This window comes from Nocardioides sp. F233, assembly GCF_057813895.1.
In genome coordinates this window covers 137,753-156,961 of record NZ_JBVASH010000002.1, presented here as the reverse complement: position 1 = coordinate 156,961, position 19,209 = coordinate 137,753, and the positions used below count along the sequence as shown (strand labels likewise).

The following is a 19,209-nucleotide window of genomic DNA, read 5'->3' as shown; positions in this document are numbered from 1 at the left end:
CAGTCCCCAGCAACGACAGGAGAGAGCGATGGCGGACAAGACGATCGTGACCGGGGTGGACGGCACCGAGACCGCGACGGCGGCGGCCGAGCGAGCCGCCGTGCTCGCCGGCGCGCTGGGTGCGCGGCTGCACGTGGTGTCCGCGTACGGGAAGTTCGAGCAGGAGACCGTGAAGATCGGCAGCGACACGATGTACCTCAGCTCCGAGAAGGATGCCGAGGACGTCGCCGCCAAGATCACGACGACCCTGCGCGGGGCGTACCCGGACATCGAGATCACCAGCGGCGCCGCCGAGGGCAAGCCCGGTGAGGCGCTGGTCGCGACCGCCGAGGCGCTGGGGGCGGACCTGATCGTGGTCGGCAACAAGCGGGTCCAGGGCATCGCCGGCCGGGTGCTCGGCAGCATCGCGCGCGACGTCGCGGCGCACGCCTCGTGCGACGTGTACGTCGCCCACACGCACACCAAGTAGTCCGTCTCACGCCCCCGGGGTTGTCTGCGACTTCCGAGTAACCCCGGGGCGGGACGAGACTGGGGCCGTGCCCTCCAAGACCGCCACTGCCTCGTCGTACTCCATCACGATGCGCCTGCACACCACCGTCGACCACGGTGTCGTGGGCGAGGTCGCCACTGCGATCGCCGACGCGGGCGGGATGGTGACCGCGATCGACGTCGCCGAGTCGAGCGCGCACCGGCTCACCGTCGACGTCACCTGCTCGGCCGCCGATGCCGAGCATGCCGCCGAGCTGCAGGCCGCCGTGGCCGCGGTCGAGGGCGTCGAGGTCCACAAGGTCTCCGACCGGACCTTCCTGATCCACCTCGGCGGCAAGATCGAGGTCGCCTCCAAGGTGCCGCTGCGCACCCGCGACGACATGTCACTGGCCTACACGCCCGGCGTGGGCCGGGTGTCGATGGCCATCTACGAGAACCCCGAGGACGTCCGCCGCCTCACTATCAAGGGCAACGCGGTCGCCGTCGTCACCGACGGCTCGGCCGTGCTCGGCCTCGGCAACATCGGCCCCGGGGCCGCGCTGCCGGTGATGGAGGGCAAGGCCGCGCTGTTCAAGCGGTTCGGCGAGATCGACGCCTGGCCGATCTGCCTCGACACCCAGGACACCGACGAGATCGTGCGCGCGGTCGAGCTGATCGCGCCCGGCTTCGGTGGGATCAACCTCGAGGACATCGCGGCCCCGCGCTGCTTCGAGATCGAGGCCCGGCTACGTGAGCGCCTCGACATCCCGGTCTTCCACGACGACCAGCACGGCACCGCCATCGTGGTTCTCGCCGCGCTCACCAACGCCCTGCGCGTGGTGAAGAAGGACGTCGGTACGGCGCGGGTCGTCGTCTCCGGCGGCGGCGCGGCCGGTACCGCCATCGTCAAGCTGCTGCTCGCCGCCGGCGTGAACGACGTCGTCGTCGTCGACCGCCACGGCGCGCTGGTCGCGGGCGACGCGGGCCTGTCCGAGGCGCACCAGGAGCTGGCGTCGCTGACCAACCGCGACCGTCGTACCGGTGGGCTGCAGGACGTCCTCGTCGGCGCCGACGTCTTCATCGGCGTGAGCGCCCCGGGCATCCTCAAGCCCGAGTGGATCCAGACCATGGCCGCCGACCCGGTCGTCTTCGCCCTCGCGAACCCCGACCCCGAGGTCGACCCGGCGGTCGCCGCCCGGTTCGCCGCGGTCGTGGCCTCCGGTCGCTCCGACTTCCCCAACCAGATCAACAACGTGCTCGCGTTCCCCGGCGTCTTCCGGGGCCTCCTCGACGCCCGGGCGTCGGAGGTGACCATGGAGATGATGCTGCGGGCCGCGGCGGCGATCGCGCACGTCGTACGCGACGAGGAGCTGAACGCGTCGTTCATCATGCCGTCGGTGTTCCACCCCGAGGTGCACCATGCGGTGGCCGCCGCGATCGCCGGTCATCACGACGCTCGCTGATACCCGCTCTCAGCGCACCTGTACGACGGCGGGTCGGTCCACCCCGTGGGCCGGCCCGTCGTCGTCCTTCTCCAGCTCGGCGGCGGTCGAGACGACCAGTCCGCCGAGCAGGAACCCGATCACGCCGGCGGCGAGGGTGGTGACGTTCATGCGTGGTGCTCCGATCCGTGCGCGTGGTGGTCGGCGTGGTGCTCGTGCTCGGCGTGGGCCGCGTCGTCACCGTGACCGCCGTGGGCGCCGTGGTGGAGGGCATGGCCCTTGCCCCGGTCGATGAGGTAGCGGTTGACCGGGAAGGCGGCGAGGAAGGCTGCCGAGAGGGCGATCATCATCCCGAGCCAGAACACCGGATCGACCAGGCCCGCGTCCATCGCGCCCGGGATCGCCGCCATCACCGCGTTGTCCACGATCTCCATCACGATGATCGAGATCGTGTCGGCGGCCAGCACCAGCTTGAGCGCCTTGCCCAGGCTCATGCCCGCACCAACCAGCGGCAGCGACGACAGCGCGTAGCCGAACACGAATGCCAGGCCGATCGCGAGGGCCATGGTCTGCATGTTCGACAGGCCCACCGCCGTACCGATCATCAGGCCGGCGATCTCGCCGATCGCGCAGCCGGTCAGGCAGTGCACGGTGGCGCTGGCGGCGATGGCGTTGCGGGGGTTCATGGCTGCTCCGTTCCGTGTGGCACGACGGTCGAACCATACCCCATAGGGGTATATTCCGGAATCGCGGAAGTCCGACGCGAACCAGACGCCGGCCCGCTGGTTGTTCCTGCTGGGGGCGATCCTGAGCGTCACCGACGCCACGTGCTGCTGGGGCCGGAGGTAGTAGCACTCGTCCGTGTCCGGGCAGTAGACGCAGTACATGTCGACCTCGGACTTGTCGACCGCCCTCTTGCGCACGCCATTCCGGTCGGACCAGATCGCCACCAAGGCGACCTCGACAGCACCCCTCGCGTCCGACTTCTGGTACTTGACCTGGATCCGGTGGAATCGACCGTCCCGGTACGCAACCAGGTCGAAGGGCGCGTGCTCAGTCATGGGGACGAGAACCTGATAGCCCTTGCCGACCAGATCGGCATACGCCTTGGCAACGCCGAGGTCACCCTTGTCCTTGGCGTGGTGCGCCATGCCGCCTCCCGAGCCGCGTCGTCGAACCACCGTCATACTCGCGCCTGGGTCCGACACAATGCCCAGACCAGAGGCAGGACGAGCGAATGAGCGGGCTACCCTTGGCCGAGGCCTCCGTAGCTCAACTGGATAGAGTCGTGAGCTTCTACCTCACTTGTTGCGGGTTCGAGTCCTGCCGGGGGCGCCAACAGAAAGTCACGACCGTGTCGTGGCGAGCACACCCCGTGCGTGACCAGCTCGATGCCCTGCTCGGCGGCGCCGCGGTCGGGCGCGACGGTGGTGATCATCCTGAACCGCACGGCTAGACTTCCGGCGTCACTCCTCAGACAAGTAGACAAGGCGGCACCCCATGCCCGCACAGGTACGACGCGAGCCGCTCGCCGACCAGGCGGCGGAGCTGCTCCTCGCGCGGATCCGCGCGGGCGAGTGGCAACTGGGGCAGCGCCTGCCCGGTGAGACCACGCTGGCGCCGCAGCTGGGCGTCGGGCGCTCAACCGTGCGGGAGGCGATCCGGCAGCTGGCTGGGCGGGGCCTGCTCACGACCCGGCAGGGCGCGGGGGTCTTCCTGACCGCGCTCGACGTCCGCGAGGACTGGGACCTGGTGCTGCGGCGGGCCGACATCGTCACGGTGATCGAGGCGCGCACGGCGATCGAGGCCGAGGCGGCCGCGCTGGCGGCCGAGCGGCGTACGCCGACCGAGCTGCGCGCGATCCGGAAGGCGCTGGCCGACCGGGCCGAACGTCGTACCGACATCGAGGCGCACGTCGACGCCGACATGGCCTTCCACCGGGCCGTCGTGGTGGCGGCCCACAACTCCGTCCTGGTCGAGCTGTTCGACGGCTTCGTGCCGCGCAGCCGGGCCGCGATGGTCGAGATGCTGCGGCTGCGCCCGGGCTTCGACCACGCCACCGACCACGACGCACACGACCTGCTGTGCCGGGCGATCGCGGAGCGCGACGCCCCGTCCGCGGCCCTGCTGAGCCGCACCCACCTCACCTCGCTCAAGGAGAGCCTGACATGAGCAGCACCGTCCTCGACCTCACCGACGTCGTCTTCCGCCGCGGCGGCAGCGAGATCCTGCACGGCGTCGACCTGACCGTGCGCGCGGGCGAGCACTGGGCGCTGCTGGGGCCGAACGGCGCCGGGAAGAGCACCCTGCTCGGGTTCTGCAGCGCGCAGGTGCACCCGACGTCAGGGACGGTCGACGTGCTCGGCAAGCGGCTGGGGCGCGTCGACCTGCAGGAGCTGCGCCGCGACATCGGCCACGTGAACCCACGGCACCCGCTCCAGGCCGCGCTGACCGTGCGCCAGGTCGTGCTGACCGGCATCACCGGCACCGTCGAGCTGCCGATGCGCTGGACGCCGACCGAGGAGCAGACCACGCGAGTCGACGAGCTGATCGCCGAGGTCGGACTCGAGGCGCACCGCGAGTCGCGCTGGCCGAACCTCTCCCAGGGCCAGCGCGGCCGGGCCCTGATCGCCCGCGCGCTCGCCGCACAGCCGCGGCTGCTGCTGCTCGACGAGCCGACGACCGGTCTCGACGTCGCCGCGCGCGAGCAGCTGCTGACCGTGCTCGACCGGCTCGCCCACACGGCGCCCGAGGTCGCGTCGGTGTTGGTCACCCACCACCTCGAGGAGCTGCCGACCACGACCAGCCACGCCCTGCTCCTGGCCCAGGGCAGCGTGGTCGCCGCGGGTCCGGTGCACGAAGCGCTCACCACCGCGAGCATCAGCGCCACCTTCGACCACCCGATCGAGGTCGACCACGACGGCGGCCGCTGGCGGGCCCGCGCGCTGCCGCCGGCCCGCCTGCACAGCGCCTGAGCGTCCGCGAGCAACGGCGCGCCTCCCCCGGCGCACCCGGCACCCGTCGTACAAAGGAACCAGCCCCGCGGGAGGTATGAGCCCCGTGGGGCTTGTTCGTTCCTAGCGGAAGGCCGCCTCGCCGGTGAGTGCGCGGCCGATGACGAGCTGGTGGACCTCGCTGGTGCCCTCGTAGGTCAGCACCGACTCGAGGTTGTTGGCGTGGCGCAGGATCGGGTACTCCAGCGTGATCCCGGCCGCGCCCAGGATGGTGCGGCACTCCCGTGCGATGGCGATCGCCTCGCGCACGTTGTTGAGCTTGCCCAGGGAGATCTGGTCCGCGGCGAGGCGACCGGAGTCCTTGAGCCGTCCGAGGTGCAGGGCGAGGAGCATGCCCTTGCCGAGCTCGAGCGACATGTCGGCGAGCTTGGCCTGGGTCAGCTGGTACGCCGCCAGCGGCTTGTCGAAGATCTCCCGGTCCTTCGCGTACGCGATGGCGGTGTCCAGGCAGTCGCGGGCCGCACCGAGGGCGCCGAACACGATCCCGAACCGGGCCTCGTCGAGGCACGACAGCGGGCCGCGCAGGCCACGGACCTCGGGGAACACCGCCGACCCCGGCAGCCGCACCGAGTCGAGCACGAGCTCGGAGGTGACCGAGGCGCGCAGCGACATCTTCTTCTTGATCTCCGGCGCCGAGAAGCCCTCCGTCGAGGTCGGGACGACGAACCCGCGGATCCCCTCGTCGGTCTGCGCCCACACCACCGCGACGTCGGCGACCGACCCGTTGGTGATCCACATCTTGTTGCCGGTCAGCACCCAGGAGTCGCCGTCACGCACCGCGCGGGTGCGCATGCCGGCGGGGTTGGAGCCGAAGTCGGGCTCGGTCAGGCCGAAGCAGCCGATCGCCTCGCCGGTCGCCATCCGCGGCAGCCACGCGTCCTTCTGCTCCTCGCTGCCCCACTTCCAGATCGCGAACATCGCGAGCGAGCCCTGCACGGACACCAGCGAGCGCAGCCCGGAGTCGGCGGCCTCGAGCTCCAGGCAGGCCAGGCCGTACGCCGTCGCCGAGGTCCCGGCACAGCCGTAGCCCTCGAGGTGCATGCCGAGCACGCCCAGCCCGCCGAGGTCGCGGGCCAGGTCGCGCGCCGGGATCGCGGCACTCTCGTACCAGTCCGCGACGTGCGGCTTCACCTTCGCCTCGACGAACGCCCGCACGGTGGCGCGCATCGCGATCTCCTCCTCGGAGAGGAGGGAGTCGATGTCGAACAGCTCGAACGGCGACCGGCTCATCGCCCACCCCCGGCGTACGACGCGATCTCGGCCCGGAGCCGGCTCTTCACGTGGTCGGGGGCGAAGGACGCGTCCACCCCGGCGAGCGCGAGGTCGACCACGCCGGCCTCGTCGAGACCGAGCAGGTCGGCGGCGATCTCGTACTCGCGGTTCAGGGTGGTACCGAACATCGGCGGGTCGTCGGAGTTGATCGTCACCACGACGCCGGCCTCCACGAATCGCGGCAGCGGGTGCTCCGCGAGCGAGGCGACCGCGCGGGTGGCGACGTTGGAGGACGGGCAGACCTCGAGCGGGATCCGGTGCTCGGCGAGGTACGCGAGGAGCGCCGGGTCGGCAGCAGCGGACGTGCCGTGGCCGATCCGCTCTGCACCGAGGTCACGCAGCGAGGTCCAGATCGTCTCCGGGCCGGTCGTCTCCCCCGCGTGCGGCACGGAGCGCAGACCGGCGGCCCGGGCGGCCTCGAAGTGCGGGATGAACCAGTCGCGCGGCACCCCGATCTCCGGGCCGCCGAGCCCGAACGCGACGAGGCCCTCGGGTCGGTGGTCGAGCGCGAACCCGAGCGTGGCGTCCGCCGCCGGCACCCCGGACTCCCCCGGGACGTCGTAGATCCAGCGCAGCACCAGACCGAAGTCGCGCTCGGCCGCGAGCCGCGCGTCCTCGATCGCCTCCGTGTACGCCTCGATCGGCATGCCGCGGTCGGGGTCGTCCGGCAGCACGGAGGTGTACGGCGTGCAGGTGAGCTCGGCGTACCGGACCGCCTGGCCCTCGTGGAGCTCACGCGCGACCTCGTAGGTGAGATAGCGGACGTCCTCCGGCGTACGCACCAGGTCGACGACCGCGATGTAGACCTCGATGAAGTGGGCGAAGTCGCGGAACGCGAAGAACTCGCGCAGCAGGGCCGGGTCCGAGGGGACCGTGCCCGGGTGGCGCGCGGCCAGCTCGGACACGATCCGCGGCGAGGCGGAACCGACGTGGTGGACGTGGAGCTCGGCCTTCGGCAGGCCCGCGACGAAGTTGCTCAGCACGCGCCGATCCTGCCAGCCGGACCCACCCCCGGTCACCCCGGTTCGGTCAGTCCTGCTCGGTCACTCCAGCTCGGAGACGAGGTTGGTCGCGAGCTCCTGCACGGTGCGGCCGTCCTGGAAGACCTTGCCGTCGAGCAGGATGGTCGGCGTACCGGTGACCCCGGCCTTGGCGGCCTCGGCGGTCGCCTCGTCGACCCAGCTCTTGTGGGAGAGGCTCTCGATGCCGGCCTTGACGTCGCCCTCGGTGGCGCCGGCCTCGACCGCCAGCTTGACCAGGTCGCCGTTGGTCACCGCGCCCGGGTCCTGCTCGGACGGCTGGTTCTCGTAGAGCAGGTCGTGGAACTTCTTCGCGACGTCGGGGCCCGACTTCTCCAGGACCAGTGCGAACGCGTTCGTCGCGCGGATCGGGTAGTCGCCGAGGCTGCTGAGCAGGTCGAAGGGCCGGTACTCGACGCGCACCTTGCCGTCGGCGGCGAGCCGGGCGAGGTCGTCGCGGGTGGCCTTCTCGAGCTGGCCGCAGAAGGGGCAGAGGAAGTCCTCGTAGATGACGACGTCGTGGGGCGCGTCCTTCGGGCCGATCGCGACGCCGTAGTCGCTCTCGGCGCTGACCGCCTGCTCGAGCTTCTTCTGGTCCTTGTCCTGCTGCCAGAGGCTGACGGCGATCGCCCCGCCCACGATCAGGATCATCGCCAGCGCGACCCCACCGATCGTCAGGAGCCGGCGGCGCGACTCCCTCTTCTTCTGGGCGGCCCGCATCTCGGCGGCCTTCTGCGCCCGCTCACTGGCCTTCGACGACATCAGCTCACAGCTCCTTCGGTGGCCCGCTCCTCGGGCCGGTGGACGAACAACAGGGAGTCCAGGGCCAGCCGGGTGCGGCGCAGGGACACGACGAGGAGGGACGCGGCCAGCAGCGCGGCATCGCGGGCGATCTCCCAGGGGTACGCCGACGCGGCGCCCGCCTTGGTCCCGCCGCCACCGAAGCAGCCGCAGTCGATCTCGATCCCGCGCGCCCACACCGAGGAGATGCCGACGATGAACGCCACGAACAGCAACGCGGAGATCACGGCGGCGCCCCGGGTGAACACGCCCAGCACGAGCGCTAGCCCGACGACCAGCTCGACCGCGGGCAGCGCGATCCCGACCACCTCGGCGACCGAGGACGGCAGCAGCTGGTAGGCGCGCACGGCGTTGATGCTCGCCGACGGCTCGGTGATCTTCAGCCCGCCCGCCACGATCCACACGACGCCGGTCACCAGGCGGGCCGCCAGACCCACCCAGGCGAGCGTCGATCGACCGGTGTCCCTCATGCCGCTGAGGCTAGCCGGGCCCACTGAGCGGCTCCTGAGAACACCCCGAGCCGCCGACGTACGGCGTAGTGTCCTCCCTCGTGAACGAACGACTCGTGTGGATCGACTGCGAGATGACCGGCCTCGACCTGGGGGCGGACGCCCTCATCGAGGTGGCGGCGCTGGTGACCGACTTCGACCTCAACGTCCTCGGCGACGGCGTCGACGTCATCATCAAGCCGCCCGCGGAGGCGCTCGACCAGATGATCGAGTTCGTCCGGAACATGCACGAGACCTCCGGGCTGCTCGCCGAGCTGGACCAGGGCGTGACGCTGCGCGAGGCCGAGGAGCAGGTGATGACCTACCTGCGCGAGCAGTGCGGCCCCGACAGCCGCCCGCCGCTCGCCGGCAACTCGGTGGCGACCGACCGTGGCTTCGTGGCCCGCGACATGGCCGAGCTCGACGCCTTCCTGCACTACCGGATCGTCGACGTCTCCTCGATCAAGGAGCTCTCGAAGCGCTGGTTCCCGCGCGCGTACTTCAACGCGCCGACCAAGCGCGGCAACCACCGCGCCCTGGCCGACATCCAGGAGAGCATCGAGGAGCTGCGCTACTACCGCGACACCGTCTTCGTGCCGCTGCCCGGCCCCGACTCCGACGCCGCGAAGCAGGCCGCTGCCCGTCATGGCGGCTCGATCACGGGTCTCGGCGGGTCCACCACCGATACCGATTCCTGATTCGGGACCGGTTGCCTCTACACTCTTCCTCGGCTCGCAAGGGTCGATGGTGGGTATAGCTCAGCTGGTAGAGCGCCGCCTTGTGGTGGCGGATGTCGCGGGTTCGAGTCCCGTTACTCACCCCAACGAGTCCGGCCCCGGTTCCTCAGGAACCGGGGCCGGATCGCTTTTCGCTCCCGCTACCTCCGGGCCACGGCCTTGACGACCGCGCTCCAGGAGCCCTGCCCGGCCGCGTTGACCGCCGCCACCCGGACCCAGGTCCTCTTGCCGGGCCTGCCGCGCACGACGGCACGCGGCCCGGTCACGGTCACGGTGCGCCAGGGACCACCGCGCGTGGTCCGCACCTCGATGACGTACGACGACGCGCCCGCCACCGCCGACCAGGTCGCCACGATCCTGCGGTGCGGCTTCGTGCGGAGCGTGGGCCTCGCGACCCGCCCGGGCACCTGCACGGCCGCGACCGGACCGGCCGGGGTGGTGGTCGCCACCTCGCTCCACGGGCCGCTGCCCTCGGCGTTGACCGCTCGGACCCGGAAGGCGACGGTGCTGCCGTTGGCGAGCCCGGTGGCGTCGTACGTCGTCGCGGGGACGGGCACGGTCGCCAGGGTCGTCCACGGGCGGGCCGGTGAGGTCGAGCGCTGCACCTCGTAGCCGGTCGGGTCGGGCTCGCCGATCGAGGCGGGCGCGACCCAGGTCAGACCGACCGCCCCGTCCCGCGGCGCCGCCTGCAGGCCGGTCGGGGCGCGCCACGGCGGCAGGGCGGCGAGGTCCCGGGTGACCGGTACGTCGCTCAGCGTGTCCTGCCCGGCGACCAGGCCGACGTGGGCCGGCGAGCCCGGCACCAGCGACCACGGGCCGGGGTTCGGCAGGGTCAGCTCCGAGTACTGCGCTCCCGAGGCGGCGACCCGGCTGACCTGCCAGGCGCCGGACGCGTCGGTCGTCGCGCAGTGCGGCACCTCCTGGAACCAGGTCCGCACGCACAACTCCATCCCGTCGACCGGCGGTTCGCCGGGGTCGCGAGTGCCGTCGGCATCGAGGTCGAAGTACAGCGTTCCGTGGGCGGCGCCGTTGGGGTGGGCGACGACGCCCGTCGGCACCGTGACGGTGCCGGGACCGACCGTGAACGTCGCCGTCGCCGGCGTGGTCAGGGTCCAGCCGGCGTTCGGGCCGACGGCCCGGGTGACGGTGTAGTCGCCCGCGGGCAGGCCGCCGACCGCCCACTGGCCGTCGTGCACGGGCACGGTGAGGTCGATCCCGCTGCCGGGCGAGGGGCCGACGACCCGCACCGTGCCGAGGGCCTCGTCGGGCAGCGCGGGGTCGCCGTCCGCCGTACCGTTGCCGTCGACGTCCTCGACCAGGCTGCCGTGCAGCGAGCCGGTGGCGTCGTACAGGCCGATCTTCACCGCGCCGGGACCGTCCGCGCCGACCCGCCCGTAGCGGGCGGCCTGGTTGACGGCGTACCGGTTCGCGGCGCGCGGCGGGTCGATCCGGTAGACGCCGTCGGGCAGGTTCGTGAAGGTGGTCCGGCCGTCGGCGCCGGTCGTGCCGGTGCACCCGTCGGAGACCGGGTCCGCAGTGGCCGAGCACGACAGCGCTACGCCGGGCACGGGCGCCTCCCCCGCGTCCTGCTTCCCGTTGGCGTTGGTGTCGCGGTAGACCAGTGCGGTGAGGCTGCCGCGGTGCCCGGGCGCCGCGCCAGGAGCCCCGAGGCCGTAGTCGGCGCCGGTCCAGCCCCAGGCCGTGGCGTCGATCGGCAGCTGGTACGGCGCCGCGGGGCTCACCAGCGGCCTCCGGTCGCCCGCCGCGGCCGCGTAGGGCCAGACCAGCCAGGTCCCCGCGGGGGTCGAGCTGTCGCGCCAGGTGCCGTCGGCCGCGACGTCGACCGTGTGGTCCAGCACCGCCGCGCCCTCGGCGTCGAGGGTGACCGCCTTGACCCGGATGCCGGCACCGGTGGTGCCGAGCCCGGGCTCGCCCGGGCCCTGCGCGCCGTTGCCGTTGGCGTCGGCGTACACCTTGCCGTCGATCAGGTAGCCGCTCTGGTGGGTGAGTGACGGGGTGACGACCGCGCGCGTCGGATCGCTCGCGAGGGGTGACTCGTTGCCGCCGGCGTCGATGGCGTGCAGGCGGTAGGTGTAGCCGGTGCCGGGGGTGAGGCCGGTGTCGGTGAAGGCGTGCTGGTCGAAGGCGAGGCTCGCGATCGGGGTGCCGTCGCGGTACAGCCGGTAGCCGACCGGCGCGCCGTGCCCGGTGATGCTCGGCAGCGTGAGCGCGACGGAGTCGAGACCGGGCGCCGCGTTGGCGATCGCGCCCGTCCAGGTCCACGGGCCGACCGGGGTCCCGACGCTGGGTGTGAAGGTCGTCCAGAGCGGCGCGCTGAGGTTGCCGGCTGCGTCGGTGGCCACGAGCCCGAAGGTGTACGACGTGCCGACGGCGAGCCCCTTCAGCTGGTACTGCGTCACCCCCGGCCCGACCTGGTCGATCGCGACACCGTTGTGGTCGAGCACTCGGAAGCCGGTGATGGCGATGTTGTCGCTGCGGGTCGTCGCCGACCAGTCGAGCGCGCCGCTCGACAGGTAGCCGAGGGTGCCGGTCAGCCTGGGCGGGCAGCCGTCGTACGGCGGGGTGACGGGTGGCGCGAGCAGCGTCGCGGCCCCACCGCCGTTGACCAGGTGGTGGTAGCCGTCGGCCTGCCTGAGGTAGGCGATCGTCGTGCTGCCGCTGTTGTCCGGGATGCTCTCGGTGAGGATCACCGAGCCGTCCGGCGCGTAGAGCGTGCCGATCATCTGGTGGTTGACGCCGTCGTAGCGGACGTAGGCGACCGCGGACCCGTCGGGTGCGAACGTGACCCGCGGGAAGAAGATGCCGTTGCCGGGGACCGGCCAGCCGCTGCCGGCCGGGTCGGGTCGGTCCGCGTTGAAGAACTTGGGCGCGATGTTGTTGCTGGCAGCCAGGGCGATGAAGCCGTCGTCGGGGCCGAAGGCGACCTGGTCGGCCGGCGTCGGGGTGTAGCTGGTCGGCTCGTTGACGACCGCCTCACCGGTCACCGCGTCGATCACCCGGGTCATGCCGAACGCGTTGGCGGACCCGACCCGGGTCGCCGCCGCGATGAACTCCTGGTGCGGGCTGAACCCGACCCGCATCTCGGTGACCCCGTCGCGCAGCCAGCGGTTGACCGGCGCGACCAGGGAGGTCGCGGGCGCCGCCCCGTCCATCCGATAGGCCAGCCAGGTCGCGGTGCCGGTGGCGCTGTCCTTGGCTGCCATCACGACGGTGTGCTGGTCGGAGCTGAACCCGAAGCCGACCAGGCTCCCGCTCAACGTGTCGTCGACCACCGAGGTCTGGTCCTCGTAGGTGAAGACCCGCAGCCGGGTGGTGGTCTGGGCGCCGGAGACCGTCTGGCTCACCGTCGCGTAGTAGGCCGGGAACTCGTTGTCGGACACATAGGTGCCGAGCGCACTGGAGGGCAGCGGCACGATCGAGGAGCCGGTGGCGAAGGCGCCGGTGTGCCCGACCAGCTGGCAGGTCTGGTCGTTGGGGGCGCCCCTGGTCGCCCGCGCCGGCGCCGGGACCCCCACGATCCCGGACACCAGCACAGCCGCAGCCAGCAGCACGGCCACCCTCGTCGATGCACGCATCGCCCCAGCCTGCGAGAGCGCGGACCGGTACGGCGTCAGGGAGCGACCCGCATCTTTGGACCTTGCCCCCGCCGGATTTGTCTGACTAAGGTCAGAGAATGCTCACGGACGTCCTGCGCGGCTTCAACCGCACCTACACCCAGCGGATCGGCGTGCTCGACGAGTCCTTCCTCGGCACCGGCCGCCCCCTCGCGGTGTCCCGACTGCTGTTCGAGGTCGGCCGCTCCCCCGCGGCGAGCGTGCGCGAGCTGCGCGACCGGCTCGACCTCGACTCCGGCCACCTGTCGCGGATGCTGCGCCGCCTCGAGGCCGAGGGCCTGGTCGCGACCGCGTCCGACGAGGCCGACCGGCGCCGCCGGGTCGTGCGCCTGACGCCCGCCGGCGAGGCGGCGTACGACGACCTCGAGCGCCGCTCCGAGGAGCGGGCCGCCGGCCTGGTCGCGCCGCTGACCCCGCGCCAGCAGGAGCGGCTCGCCGAGGCGCTACGGACCGCCGACCTGCTGGTCCGCGCGGCGACGGTCCGGCTCGACGAGGTGCCGACCGACCACCCGCTGGCGCGGGAGGCGACGCGGCGCTACGTCGCCGAGCTCGACGCCCGCTTCCCCGACGGCTTCGACCCGGGTGGCCCGGACGGCCCCGAGCCGGGGGCGACGTACGTCGTCGCGACGTCGGACGGCGAACCAGTGGCGTACGGCGGCATCCGCCCGGTCATCGACGACGAGACCGCTGAGATCAAGCGGATGTGGGTGCACGCCGACTGGCGCGGGGCGGGGCTGGGCGCGCGGATGCTGCGCCACCTGGAGGAGCTGGCCGCCGCGCAGGGGCACCGCCGTGTCGTGCTCGACACGAACGGCACCCTGCGCGAGGCGATCGCGATGTACGAGCGCTCCGGCTACGAGCGGGTCGCGAGGTACAACGACAACCCGTACGCCGAGGCGTTCTTCAGCAAGGCCCTGTGAGGGTCAGCCGCCGATCGGCAGCCCGAACCGGCCCTTCTGGAAGTCCTCGTAGGCGGCCATCACCTCGGCCTTGGTGTTCATCACGAACGGTCCGGCCCACGCGATCGGCTCACGGATCGGCTGGCCGCCGACGACGATGACGTCGAGCTTCGGCGAGCGGCTCTCCTGGCGGCCGTCGGCGGTGATGGTGAGGTAGTCCCCGGCCCCGAGGACGGCGGTCTGTCCGGCGCGCACCGGGCTCGGCTCGGTGGCACCGACCGTGCCGGAGCCGTTGAGGACGTAGACCAGCGCGTTGTAGTCGACCTGCCACGGCAGGTCGAGCCGGGCACCGGGCTCGATGGTGGCGTGCACCAGCGTCATCGGGCTGTACGTCGAGCCCGGGCCGGCGTGCCCGTCCACGGTGCCGGCGATCACCCGGACCAGCGATCCGGCGTCGCCGCTGGTCAGCAGCGCGACCTCGCCGGAGCGGATGTCCTGGTAGCGCGGGTCGTTCATCTTGTCGCTCCTGGGCAGGTTGACCCAGAGCTGGATGCCGTGGAACAGGCCACCCGCCTGGACCAGCCACTCGGGCGGCGTCTCGATGTGCAGCAGCCCGCTGCCGGCGGTCATCCACTGGGTGTCGCCGTTGGTGATGCTGCCGCCGCCGCCGTGGCTGTCCTGGTGGTCGAAGACGCCGTCGATGATGTAGGTGACGGTCTCGAAGCCGCGGTGCGGGTGCCACGGCGTGCCCTTCGGCTCACCGGGCGCGTACTCCACCTCGCCCATCTGGTCCATCATGATGAACGGGTCGAGGTGCTTCATGTCGATGCCGGCGAACGCGCGCCGCACCGGGAAGCCCTCCCCCTCGTAGCCCTGCGGAGCGGTGGTCACCTGCCAGACCGGGCGCGGCTGGTCGCCGAGCCCCGGCGTCTTCAGGCGCGGCAGGACAGTCAGGTCGTCGACGGTGATGGCGGGCATCGCATCCACCTCCAGGTGGCTGGTCGGATTGGTTGCCATGTCAACCATAACCCACCGCGGGGCATTCCCGCACCCCTAGGGACCTCCTGACCAATGGCGCCGTCGCGAGCGTCGCGAGGCGCGCGCGATGGCACAGGCCACTTCGTTCAGACCTAGGGCGGGAGCCATGCTGGGTGCACGTCGAGCGTCTGCAACGCGGCCAGCGTGCGTGCATCGCGGCGCGTAGCAGGCGGGATTGGCCAGGAGGTCCCTAGGGTGAGGCGCATGACCCGGGGGAAGTACGACGTCGTCGTCGTGGGGGCCGGCCACAACGGCCTGACCGCGGCGGCCTATCTCGCCCGCGCCGGACTCTCGGTCCTGGTGCTCGAGCGGCTCGACCACGTCGGCGGCGCAGCCGTCTCGGCGCAGGCGTTCCCGGGCTTCCCGACCCGGCTCTCGCGCTACTCGTACCTCGTCTCCCTGCTGCCCGACCGGGTGATCACGGACCTCGGGCTCGACCTCGACCTCGTCAGCCGCTCGACGGCGTCGTACTCCCCGACCGTGCGCGACGGCCGCGCCACCGGGCTGCTCGTCGAGCGGACCGAGGGCGAGGCCACGCGGGCGTCGTTCCGGGAGCTGACCGGCAGCGACGACGAGTACGACGCCTGGCGGGCCTTCTACGACGGCGTCGCCGTCCTGGCGCAGGCCGTTGCCCCCACGCTGACCCAGCCGCTGGCCACGGACACGGCGATCCGTGCGCAGGTCGACCCGGAGATCTGGCGCGACGTCGTCGAGCAGCCGATCGGCCTGGCGATCGGCCAACGCTTCCGCGACGACCTGGTGCGCGGCATCGTCGGCACCGACGCGCTGATCGGGACCTTCGCGTCCCTGCACGACCGTTCGCTGGTCCAGAACCGGTGCTTCCTCTACCACCTGATCGGCAACGGGACCGGCGAGTGGCGGGTGCCCGTGGGCGGGATGGGCGCGGTGACCGACGCCCTCGCGCGGGTCGCCGCCGACGCGGGCGCGGAGATCGTCACCGGCGCGGGGGTGAGCGCGATCCGCCCGGCCGGACCGGGCGAACCCGTGGAGGTGCGCTGGCACGACGGCGCCGCGGAGCACACGGCGGAGGCGTCGTACGTCCTGGCGAACGTGGCGCCGTGGGTGCTGCGGATCCTGCTCGGCGAGGAGGAGGACCCCGCCACCAAGCCGGAGGGCGCCCAGCTCAAGGTGAACGTCCTGCTCTCGCGGCTGCCCCGGCTGCGCTCGGGCATCGACCCGGAGGTCGCCTTCGCCGGCACCCTGCACCTCGCCGAGACCGCCGCCGATCTCGAGGTGGCCTGGGCCGCCGCACAGCGCGGCGAGCTGCCGGACCCGCTGCCGGGCGAGGTCTACTGCCACTCGCTGACCGACCCGTCGATCCTCGGCGACGTCCCGCCCGGCACCCACACCCTCACCTACTTCGGCCTGCACACACCCGCCCGGCTGTTCGCGACGGACCCCGAGGGCATGCGCGCGGAGGCGCTGCGGCGGGCGATCGCGTCACTGGACGCGGTGCTCGAGGACCCGATCGACTCCGTGGTGATGCGTACGCCGGACGGCGAGCCGTGCATCGAGGCCAAGATCCCGCAGGACATCGAGGCCGACCTCGCCATGCCCGGCGGGCACATCTTCCACGGCGACCTCGAGTGGCCCTGGGCCTCGGCCCGCGCGCGCCTGGAGACGCCCGGCGAGCGGTGGGGCGTGCAGACCGGGCACCCCGGCGTGCTGGTGTGCGGCTCGGGCGCCCGCCGGGGCGGCGCGGTGTCCGGCCTCGGCGGCCACAACGCAGCGCAGGCCGTGCTCGAATCGGTGGCCGCGACGCGATGAGCCATCCCGATTTCACCCGGATCGGACTACGCTGGTAATGTTCCATCTCGCGCTGAGGCGCAGGGCGCCATTAGCTCAATTGGCAGAGCAGCTGACTCTTAATCAGCGGGTTCGGGGTTCGAGTCCCTGATGGCGTACAGAACAGAAGGGGCCCGGTCACCGACCGGGCCCCTTCTGCGTTGCCGTCTCCGTCCGCTCCCGACCGACCCGAGAGAGCCGTGCGCACCACCTCCCTGCTCGTCGCCGCCCTCCTGGGCCTCGGCGTCCTCACGTCCGCCCCGAGCGCGGCCCGGGCCGACGGGACGCCCGGCACGACAGGCACGTCTCCGGCCGGTGCCCGCACCTTCGAGGTGGTGGCCCACCGAGGTGCGATCGGTCCCCACCGCACCGAGAACGGCCTGCGCGCCCTGCGCCACGCGGCCGCCCTCGGCGCGGACCGGGTGGAGCTCGACGTACGCCCGACGGCGGACGGCCGGCTGGTCGTCATGCACGACGCCCGCCTGGACCGGACGACCGACTGCACGGGCCGGGTCGGCGCCCGGAGCCTGGCCCGGATCCAGGAGTCCTGCCGGCTCCGCGACGGCAGCGAGGTCCCCTCGCTGCAGGCGTACGTCGCCGAGGCCCGCCGGCTCGAGGTCGGCCTGCTCGTCGAGCTCAAGCTGGCGCCCGGTTGGAGCCGGAAGGCCTGGCGGAACCTGCGCGAGTCCGTGGCTGCGCCCGATGCACCCGACACGCTCGCCACACCTGACCCGGACGACGTCCGGCTGCTCTCGTTCAACCCGGGCCTGCTGCACCGGGCCGCGAGGGCGCTGCCCGACGTCGCGACGGTGTGGATCGCCCACCGCTTCCGGCCGAGCGTCCGGCAGGTCAGGAGGACCGCTGACGGCGTGTCCCTCGACCCGCGTTTCGTGACGCCGCGCCTGGTCCGGCAGCTGCGGGCAGCGGGTCTCCTCGTCCTCGGGCAGGCGACCGACCGGCAGGCCGACTGGCAGCGCTACCTGCGCGCCGGCGTCGACAGCGGCAGCACCGACCGCACGGCCGGCCTGGTCCGGTGGTGGCACCGACGCCAGCCCGTGGCGCACTGAGGCCGACGTCCCTGCAGCGCCCGGCTTCACCTACGCTTCCGGGCGTGGACCCGACCCAGCGAGCCCTCCTCCTGCCCGGCGTCGAGCTGATCGAGGAGATCGGCCGCGGCGGCTTCGCCAAGGTGTGGCGGGGACGGCAGCTGGCGGTCGAGCGCGACGTCGCGGTGAAGATCGACGACCGGGTCCTCGACGACGACGCCAACCGGCGGCGGTTCGTGCGCGAGGCGACCGCGGTGAGCCGGATCAGCGGACACCCGCACGTGGTGTCGCTCATCGACGTCGGCGTGACCCGCGACAACCGGCCGTACCTGGTGATGGAGCTGTGCACCAACGGCAGCCTGTCGTCGTACCTCTCCCAGCACGGGCCGATGACGCCCGACGAGGCGATCGAGGTCGGCCTCGCTGTCACCAGTGCACTCGCCGCCGCGCACGAGGCCGGCATCCTGCACCGCGACCTCAAGCCCGGCAACATCCTCATCGACGCCTGGGGCACGCCGCGGCTGTCCGACTTCGGGCTGGCCGCGCTCCCCCAGCCCGGGCAGGACCCGTCGGTGACCCTGGAGGCGCTCACGCCGGCGTACGCGTCACCGGAGGCGTTCTCCTTCTCCTCGCCGACGCCGCAGTCCGACGTGTTCTCGATGGGCGCGACCCTGCACGCCATGATCTGCGGCGCTTCGCCGCGCCGGTCCGTCGACGGCAGTCCGGTGCCGATCGACCAGCTGCTGGCCAACCTGAGCGCCGAGCTCCCCGACCCGGGCGTCCCCGGCAGCGAGGCGCTGATGCGGGTGATCCGCACCGCGACGGCGTACGACGCCGCGCAGCGGTACCCCACCGCCCGCGAGCTGCACGAGGCGCTCCGTGCGATCCGGCCGGGTGGCTCCGCGGACAGCGGCGGGGTCGTCGTCGGTGGCCCGCAGGCCAGCTTCACCCAGCTCCGGCCGCCGCCCGCACCCCGGTCCACGCCGTCCGGTCCGGCGCGGCGCCGGTGGCCGCTCGCGCTCGCAGGCGCCGTGGCCGGCCTCGGGATCGGCGGCCTCGGCGGCTTCCTGCTCGCCCCTGACGCCGTCGAGCCGGCAGCAGCCGCGGATCACCCCGAGGCGAAGGGCGTCACCGAAGATCCCCAGGTCGACCCGCTGACCGGCGCCCCGGAGCTCGGGTCCTGCTACAGCGGCGTCCAGCAGCTCGGCCAGGCCCTGAGCGCCACGAAGGGCGCGTGCGCCGACGACAACTGGTTCACCTTCGCCGTCGGCGAGCTCGCCTCGTCGACCACCGACGTCACGACCGACGCCCTCGACGCCGACAGCACGGCCCAGGACACGTGCACCGCCGACACGCTGCGCGCGTACGACGCCGACACCGGCGGCACCCGCCCCAAGGGCAGCTACGACGTGTTCGTGCTGCCGCCGAGCAGCACGGCGCTCCTGCAGGGCCAGCGCTGGTTCGCCTGCCTGGCCCGGCTCACCTCCTGACGCGGGGTTGACCTGGCGGGGGCCGGGTACCTCCGGGCCCGATCCCCAGGAGGC

Annotated in this window: 17 protein-coding genes and 3 tRNA genes; 12 read left to right on the top strand and 8 right to left on the bottom strand. The window is 72.5% G+C overall.

The annotated features are described in order from the left end of the window. The first annotated feature begins 28 nt into the window (after positions 1-28). Positions 29-469, top strand: a complete 441-nt coding sequence (locus ACZYRU_RS07185; RefSeq protein WP_488956398.1) for a universal stress protein — start codon at positions 29-31, stop codon at positions 467-469. Positions 470-578: 109 nt separating this feature from the next. Further along, a complete protein-coding gene (locus ACZYRU_RS07180; protein ID WP_488957188.1) occupies positions 579-1,931 on the top strand; it encodes an NAD-dependent malic enzyme in 1,353 nt (450 codons plus the stop codon). A 9-nt stretch (positions 1,932-1,940) separates the two neighbouring features. Here ACZYRU_RS07180 and ACZYRU_RS07175 read toward each other — a convergent pair whose 3' ends face one another. Then, positions 1,941-2,081: a hypothetical protein gene (locus tag ACZYRU_RS07175; RefSeq protein ID WP_488956397.1), complete on the bottom strand. Its 141-nt coding sequence runs from the start codon at positions 2,079-2,081 to the stop codon at positions 1,941-1,943. Next, complete coding sequence (locus ACZYRU_RS07170) at positions 2,078-3,061, bottom strand: group I intron-associated PD-(D/E)XK endonuclease (protein ID WP_488956396.1); 984 nt, start codon at positions 3,059-3,061, stop codon at positions 2,078-2,080. Before ACZYRU_RS07170 ends, ACZYRU_RS07175 begins: the two co-directional genes overlap by 4 nt. 110 nt (positions 3,062-3,171) lie before the next feature. On the opposite strand from ACZYRU_RS07170, the gene ACZYRU_RS07165 reads away from it, so the two are divergent. From ACZYRU_RS07165 to ACZYRU_RS07155, 3 genes are all read left to right on the top strand, one after another. Then, a tRNA-Arg gene (locus ACZYRU_RS07165) sits at positions 3,172-3,248 on the top strand. 162 nt (positions 3,249-3,410) lie between these two features. Beyond that, a complete protein-coding gene (locus tag ACZYRU_RS07160) occupies positions 3,411-4,082 on the top strand; it encodes a FadR/GntR family transcriptional regulator (RefSeq protein WP_488956395.1) in 672 nt (223 codons plus the stop codon). Then, the gene (locus tag ACZYRU_RS07155; protein ID WP_488956394.1) at positions 4,079-4,885 is read left to right on the top strand and encodes an ABC transporter ATP-binding protein; all 807 of its coding nucleotides are present in this window, start codon (positions 4,079-4,081) and stop codon (positions 4,883-4,885) included. Before ACZYRU_RS07160 ends, ACZYRU_RS07155 begins: the two co-directional genes overlap by 4 nt. Positions 4,886-4,987: 102 nt before the next feature. On the opposite strand, the gene ACZYRU_RS07150 is transcribed toward ACZYRU_RS07155, so the two are convergent. From ACZYRU_RS07150 to ACZYRU_RS07135, 4 genes are read right to left on the bottom strand one after another with little or no spacing between them, the layout of a single operon-like run. Next, positions 4,988-6,154: an acyl-CoA dehydrogenase family protein gene (locus tag ACZYRU_RS07150; protein WP_488956393.1), complete on the bottom strand. Its 1,167-nt coding sequence runs from the start codon at positions 6,152-6,154 to the stop codon at positions 4,988-4,990. Then, positions 6,151-7,179: an adenosine deaminase gene (locus ACZYRU_RS07145; protein WP_488956392.1), complete on the bottom strand. Its 1,029-nt coding sequence runs from the start codon at positions 7,177-7,179 to the stop codon at positions 6,151-6,153. The genes ACZYRU_RS07150 and ACZYRU_RS07145 overlap by 4 nt, the downstream gene beginning before the upstream one ends. A 60-nt stretch (positions 7,180-7,239) precedes the next feature. Further along, the gene (locus tag ACZYRU_RS07140; RefSeq protein WP_488956391.1) at positions 7,240-7,977 is read right to left on the bottom strand and encodes a DsbA family protein; all 738 of its coding nucleotides are present in this window, start codon (positions 7,975-7,977) and stop codon (positions 7,240-7,242) included. Beyond that, positions 7,977-8,486 (bottom strand): MauE/DoxX family redox-associated membrane protein, encoded by a 510-nt coding sequence (locus tag ACZYRU_RS07135; protein ID WP_488956390.1) that lies wholly within the window; start codon positions 8,484-8,486, stop codon positions 7,977-7,979. The genes ACZYRU_RS07140 and ACZYRU_RS07135 overlap by 1 nt, the downstream gene beginning before the upstream one ends. An 80-nt stretch (positions 8,487-8,566) precedes the next feature. Here ACZYRU_RS07135 and orn point away from each other — a divergent pair, with 80 nt between their 5' ends. Further along, positions 8,567-9,202, top strand: coding sequence for an oligoribonuclease (orn, locus tag ACZYRU_RS07130; RefSeq protein WP_488956389.1), 636 nt, complete (start codon positions 8,567-8,569; stop codon positions 9,200-9,202). 49 nt (positions 9,203-9,251) lie between these two features. Continuing rightward, positions 9,252-9,327 (top strand) — tRNA-His (locus tag ACZYRU_RS07125). A 54-nt stretch (positions 9,328-9,381) separates the two neighbouring features. Here ACZYRU_RS07125 and ACZYRU_RS07120 read toward each other — a convergent pair. Continuing rightward, positions 9,382-12,837: an SdrD B-like domain-containing protein gene (locus tag ACZYRU_RS07120; protein ID WP_488956388.1), complete on the bottom strand. Its 3,456-nt coding sequence runs from the start codon at positions 12,835-12,837 to the stop codon at positions 9,382-9,384. 98 nt (positions 12,838-12,935) lie between these two features. On the opposite strand from ACZYRU_RS07120, the gene ACZYRU_RS07115 reads away from it, so the two are divergent. Continuing rightward, positions 12,936-13,796, top strand: a complete 861-nt coding sequence (locus ACZYRU_RS07115; RefSeq protein ID WP_488956387.1) for a bifunctional helix-turn-helix transcriptional regulator/GNAT family N-acetyltransferase — start codon at positions 12,936-12,938, stop codon at positions 13,794-13,796. Between the two features lie 3 nt (positions 13,797-13,799). Here ACZYRU_RS07115 and ACZYRU_RS07110 read toward each other — a convergent pair whose 3' ends face one another. Continuing rightward, on the bottom strand, positions 13,800-14,753 hold the full coding sequence (locus ACZYRU_RS07110; protein ID WP_488956386.1) for a pirin family protein: 954 nt from the start codon (positions 14,751-14,753) through the stop codon (positions 13,800-13,802). A gap of 264 nt (positions 14,754-15,017) precedes the next feature. On the opposite strand from ACZYRU_RS07110, the gene ACZYRU_RS07105 reads away from it, so the two are divergent. From ACZYRU_RS07105 to ACZYRU_RS07090, 4 genes are all read left to right on the top strand, one after another. Then, a complete protein-coding gene (locus ACZYRU_RS07105) occupies positions 15,018-16,601 on the top strand; it encodes a phytoene desaturase family protein (protein WP_488956385.1) in 1,584 nt (527 codons plus the stop codon). 64 nt (positions 16,602-16,665) lie between these two features. Then, positions 16,666-16,738, top strand: a tRNA-Lys gene (locus tag ACZYRU_RS07100). An 81-nt stretch (positions 16,739-16,819) separates the two neighbouring features. Beyond that, entirely contained in the window at positions 16,820-17,686 is an 867-nt protein-coding gene (locus ACZYRU_RS07095; RefSeq protein ID WP_488956384.1) for a glycerophosphodiester phosphodiesterase, read from the top strand. Positions 17,687-17,730: 44 nt separating this feature from the next. Further along, positions 17,731-19,155 carry a serine/threonine-protein kinase gene (locus ACZYRU_RS07090; protein ID WP_488956383.1) on the top strand — a complete coding sequence of 475 codons (1,425 nt, stop codon included), beginning with the start codon at positions 17,731-17,733 and terminating at the stop codon, positions 19,153-19,155. Positions 19,156-19,209 lie beyond the last annotated feature (54 nt).

Excerpts from the sequence above, each read along its gene's own strand:
- ACZYRU_RS07135 (WP_488956390.1), bottom strand. The coding sequence starts at position 8,486 with ATGAGGGACACCGGTCGATCGACGCTCGCCTGGGTGGGTCTGGCGGCC.
- ACZYRU_RS07155 (WP_488956394.1), top strand. The coding sequence starts at position 4,079 with ATGAGCAGCACCGTCCTCGACCTCACCGACGTCGTCTTCCGCCGCGGC.
- ACZYRU_RS07170 (WP_488956396.1), bottom strand. The coding sequence starts at position 3,061 with ATGGCGCACCACGCCAAGGACAAGGGTGACCTCGGCGTTGCCAAGGCG.
- ACZYRU_RS07180 (WP_488957188.1), top strand. The coding sequence starts at position 579 with ATGCGCCTGCACACCACCGTCGACCACGGTGTCGTGGGCGAGGTCGCC.
- ACZYRU_RS07110 (WP_488956386.1), bottom strand. The coding sequence starts at position 14,753 with ATGCCCGCCATCACCGTCGACGACCTGACTGTCCTGCCGCGCCTGAAG.
- ACZYRU_RS07160 (WP_488956395.1), top strand. The coding sequence starts at position 3,411 with ATGCCCGCACAGGTACGACGCGAGCCGCTCGCCGACCAGGCGGCGGAG.
- ACZYRU_RS07115 (WP_488956387.1), top strand. The coding sequence starts at position 12,936 with ATGCTCACGGACGTCCTGCGCGGCTTCAACCGCACCTACACCCAGCGG.
- ACZYRU_RS07105 (WP_488956385.1), top strand. The coding sequence starts at position 15,018 with ATGACCCGGGGGAAGTACGACGTCGTCGTCGTGGGGGCCGGCCACAAC.
- ACZYRU_RS07120 (WP_488956388.1), bottom strand. The coding sequence starts at position 12,837 with ATGCGTGCATCGACGAGGGTGGCCGTGCTGCTGGCTGCGGCTGTGCTG.
- ACZYRU_RS07140 (WP_488956391.1), bottom strand. The coding sequence starts at position 7,977 with ATGTCGTCGAAGGCCAGTGAGCGGGCGCAGAAGGCCGCCGAGATGCGG.
- ACZYRU_RS07185 (WP_488956398.1), top strand. The coding sequence starts at position 29 with ATGGCGGACAAGACGATCGTGACCGGGGTGGACGGCACCGAGACCGCG.
- ACZYRU_RS07150 (WP_488956393.1), bottom strand. The coding sequence starts at position 6,154 with ATGAGCCGGTCGCCGTTCGAGCTGTTCGACATCGACTCCCTCCTCTCC.
- ACZYRU_RS07175 (WP_488956397.1), bottom strand. The coding sequence starts at position 2,081 with ATGAACGTCACCACCCTCGCCGCCGGCGTGATCGGGTTCCTGCTCGGC.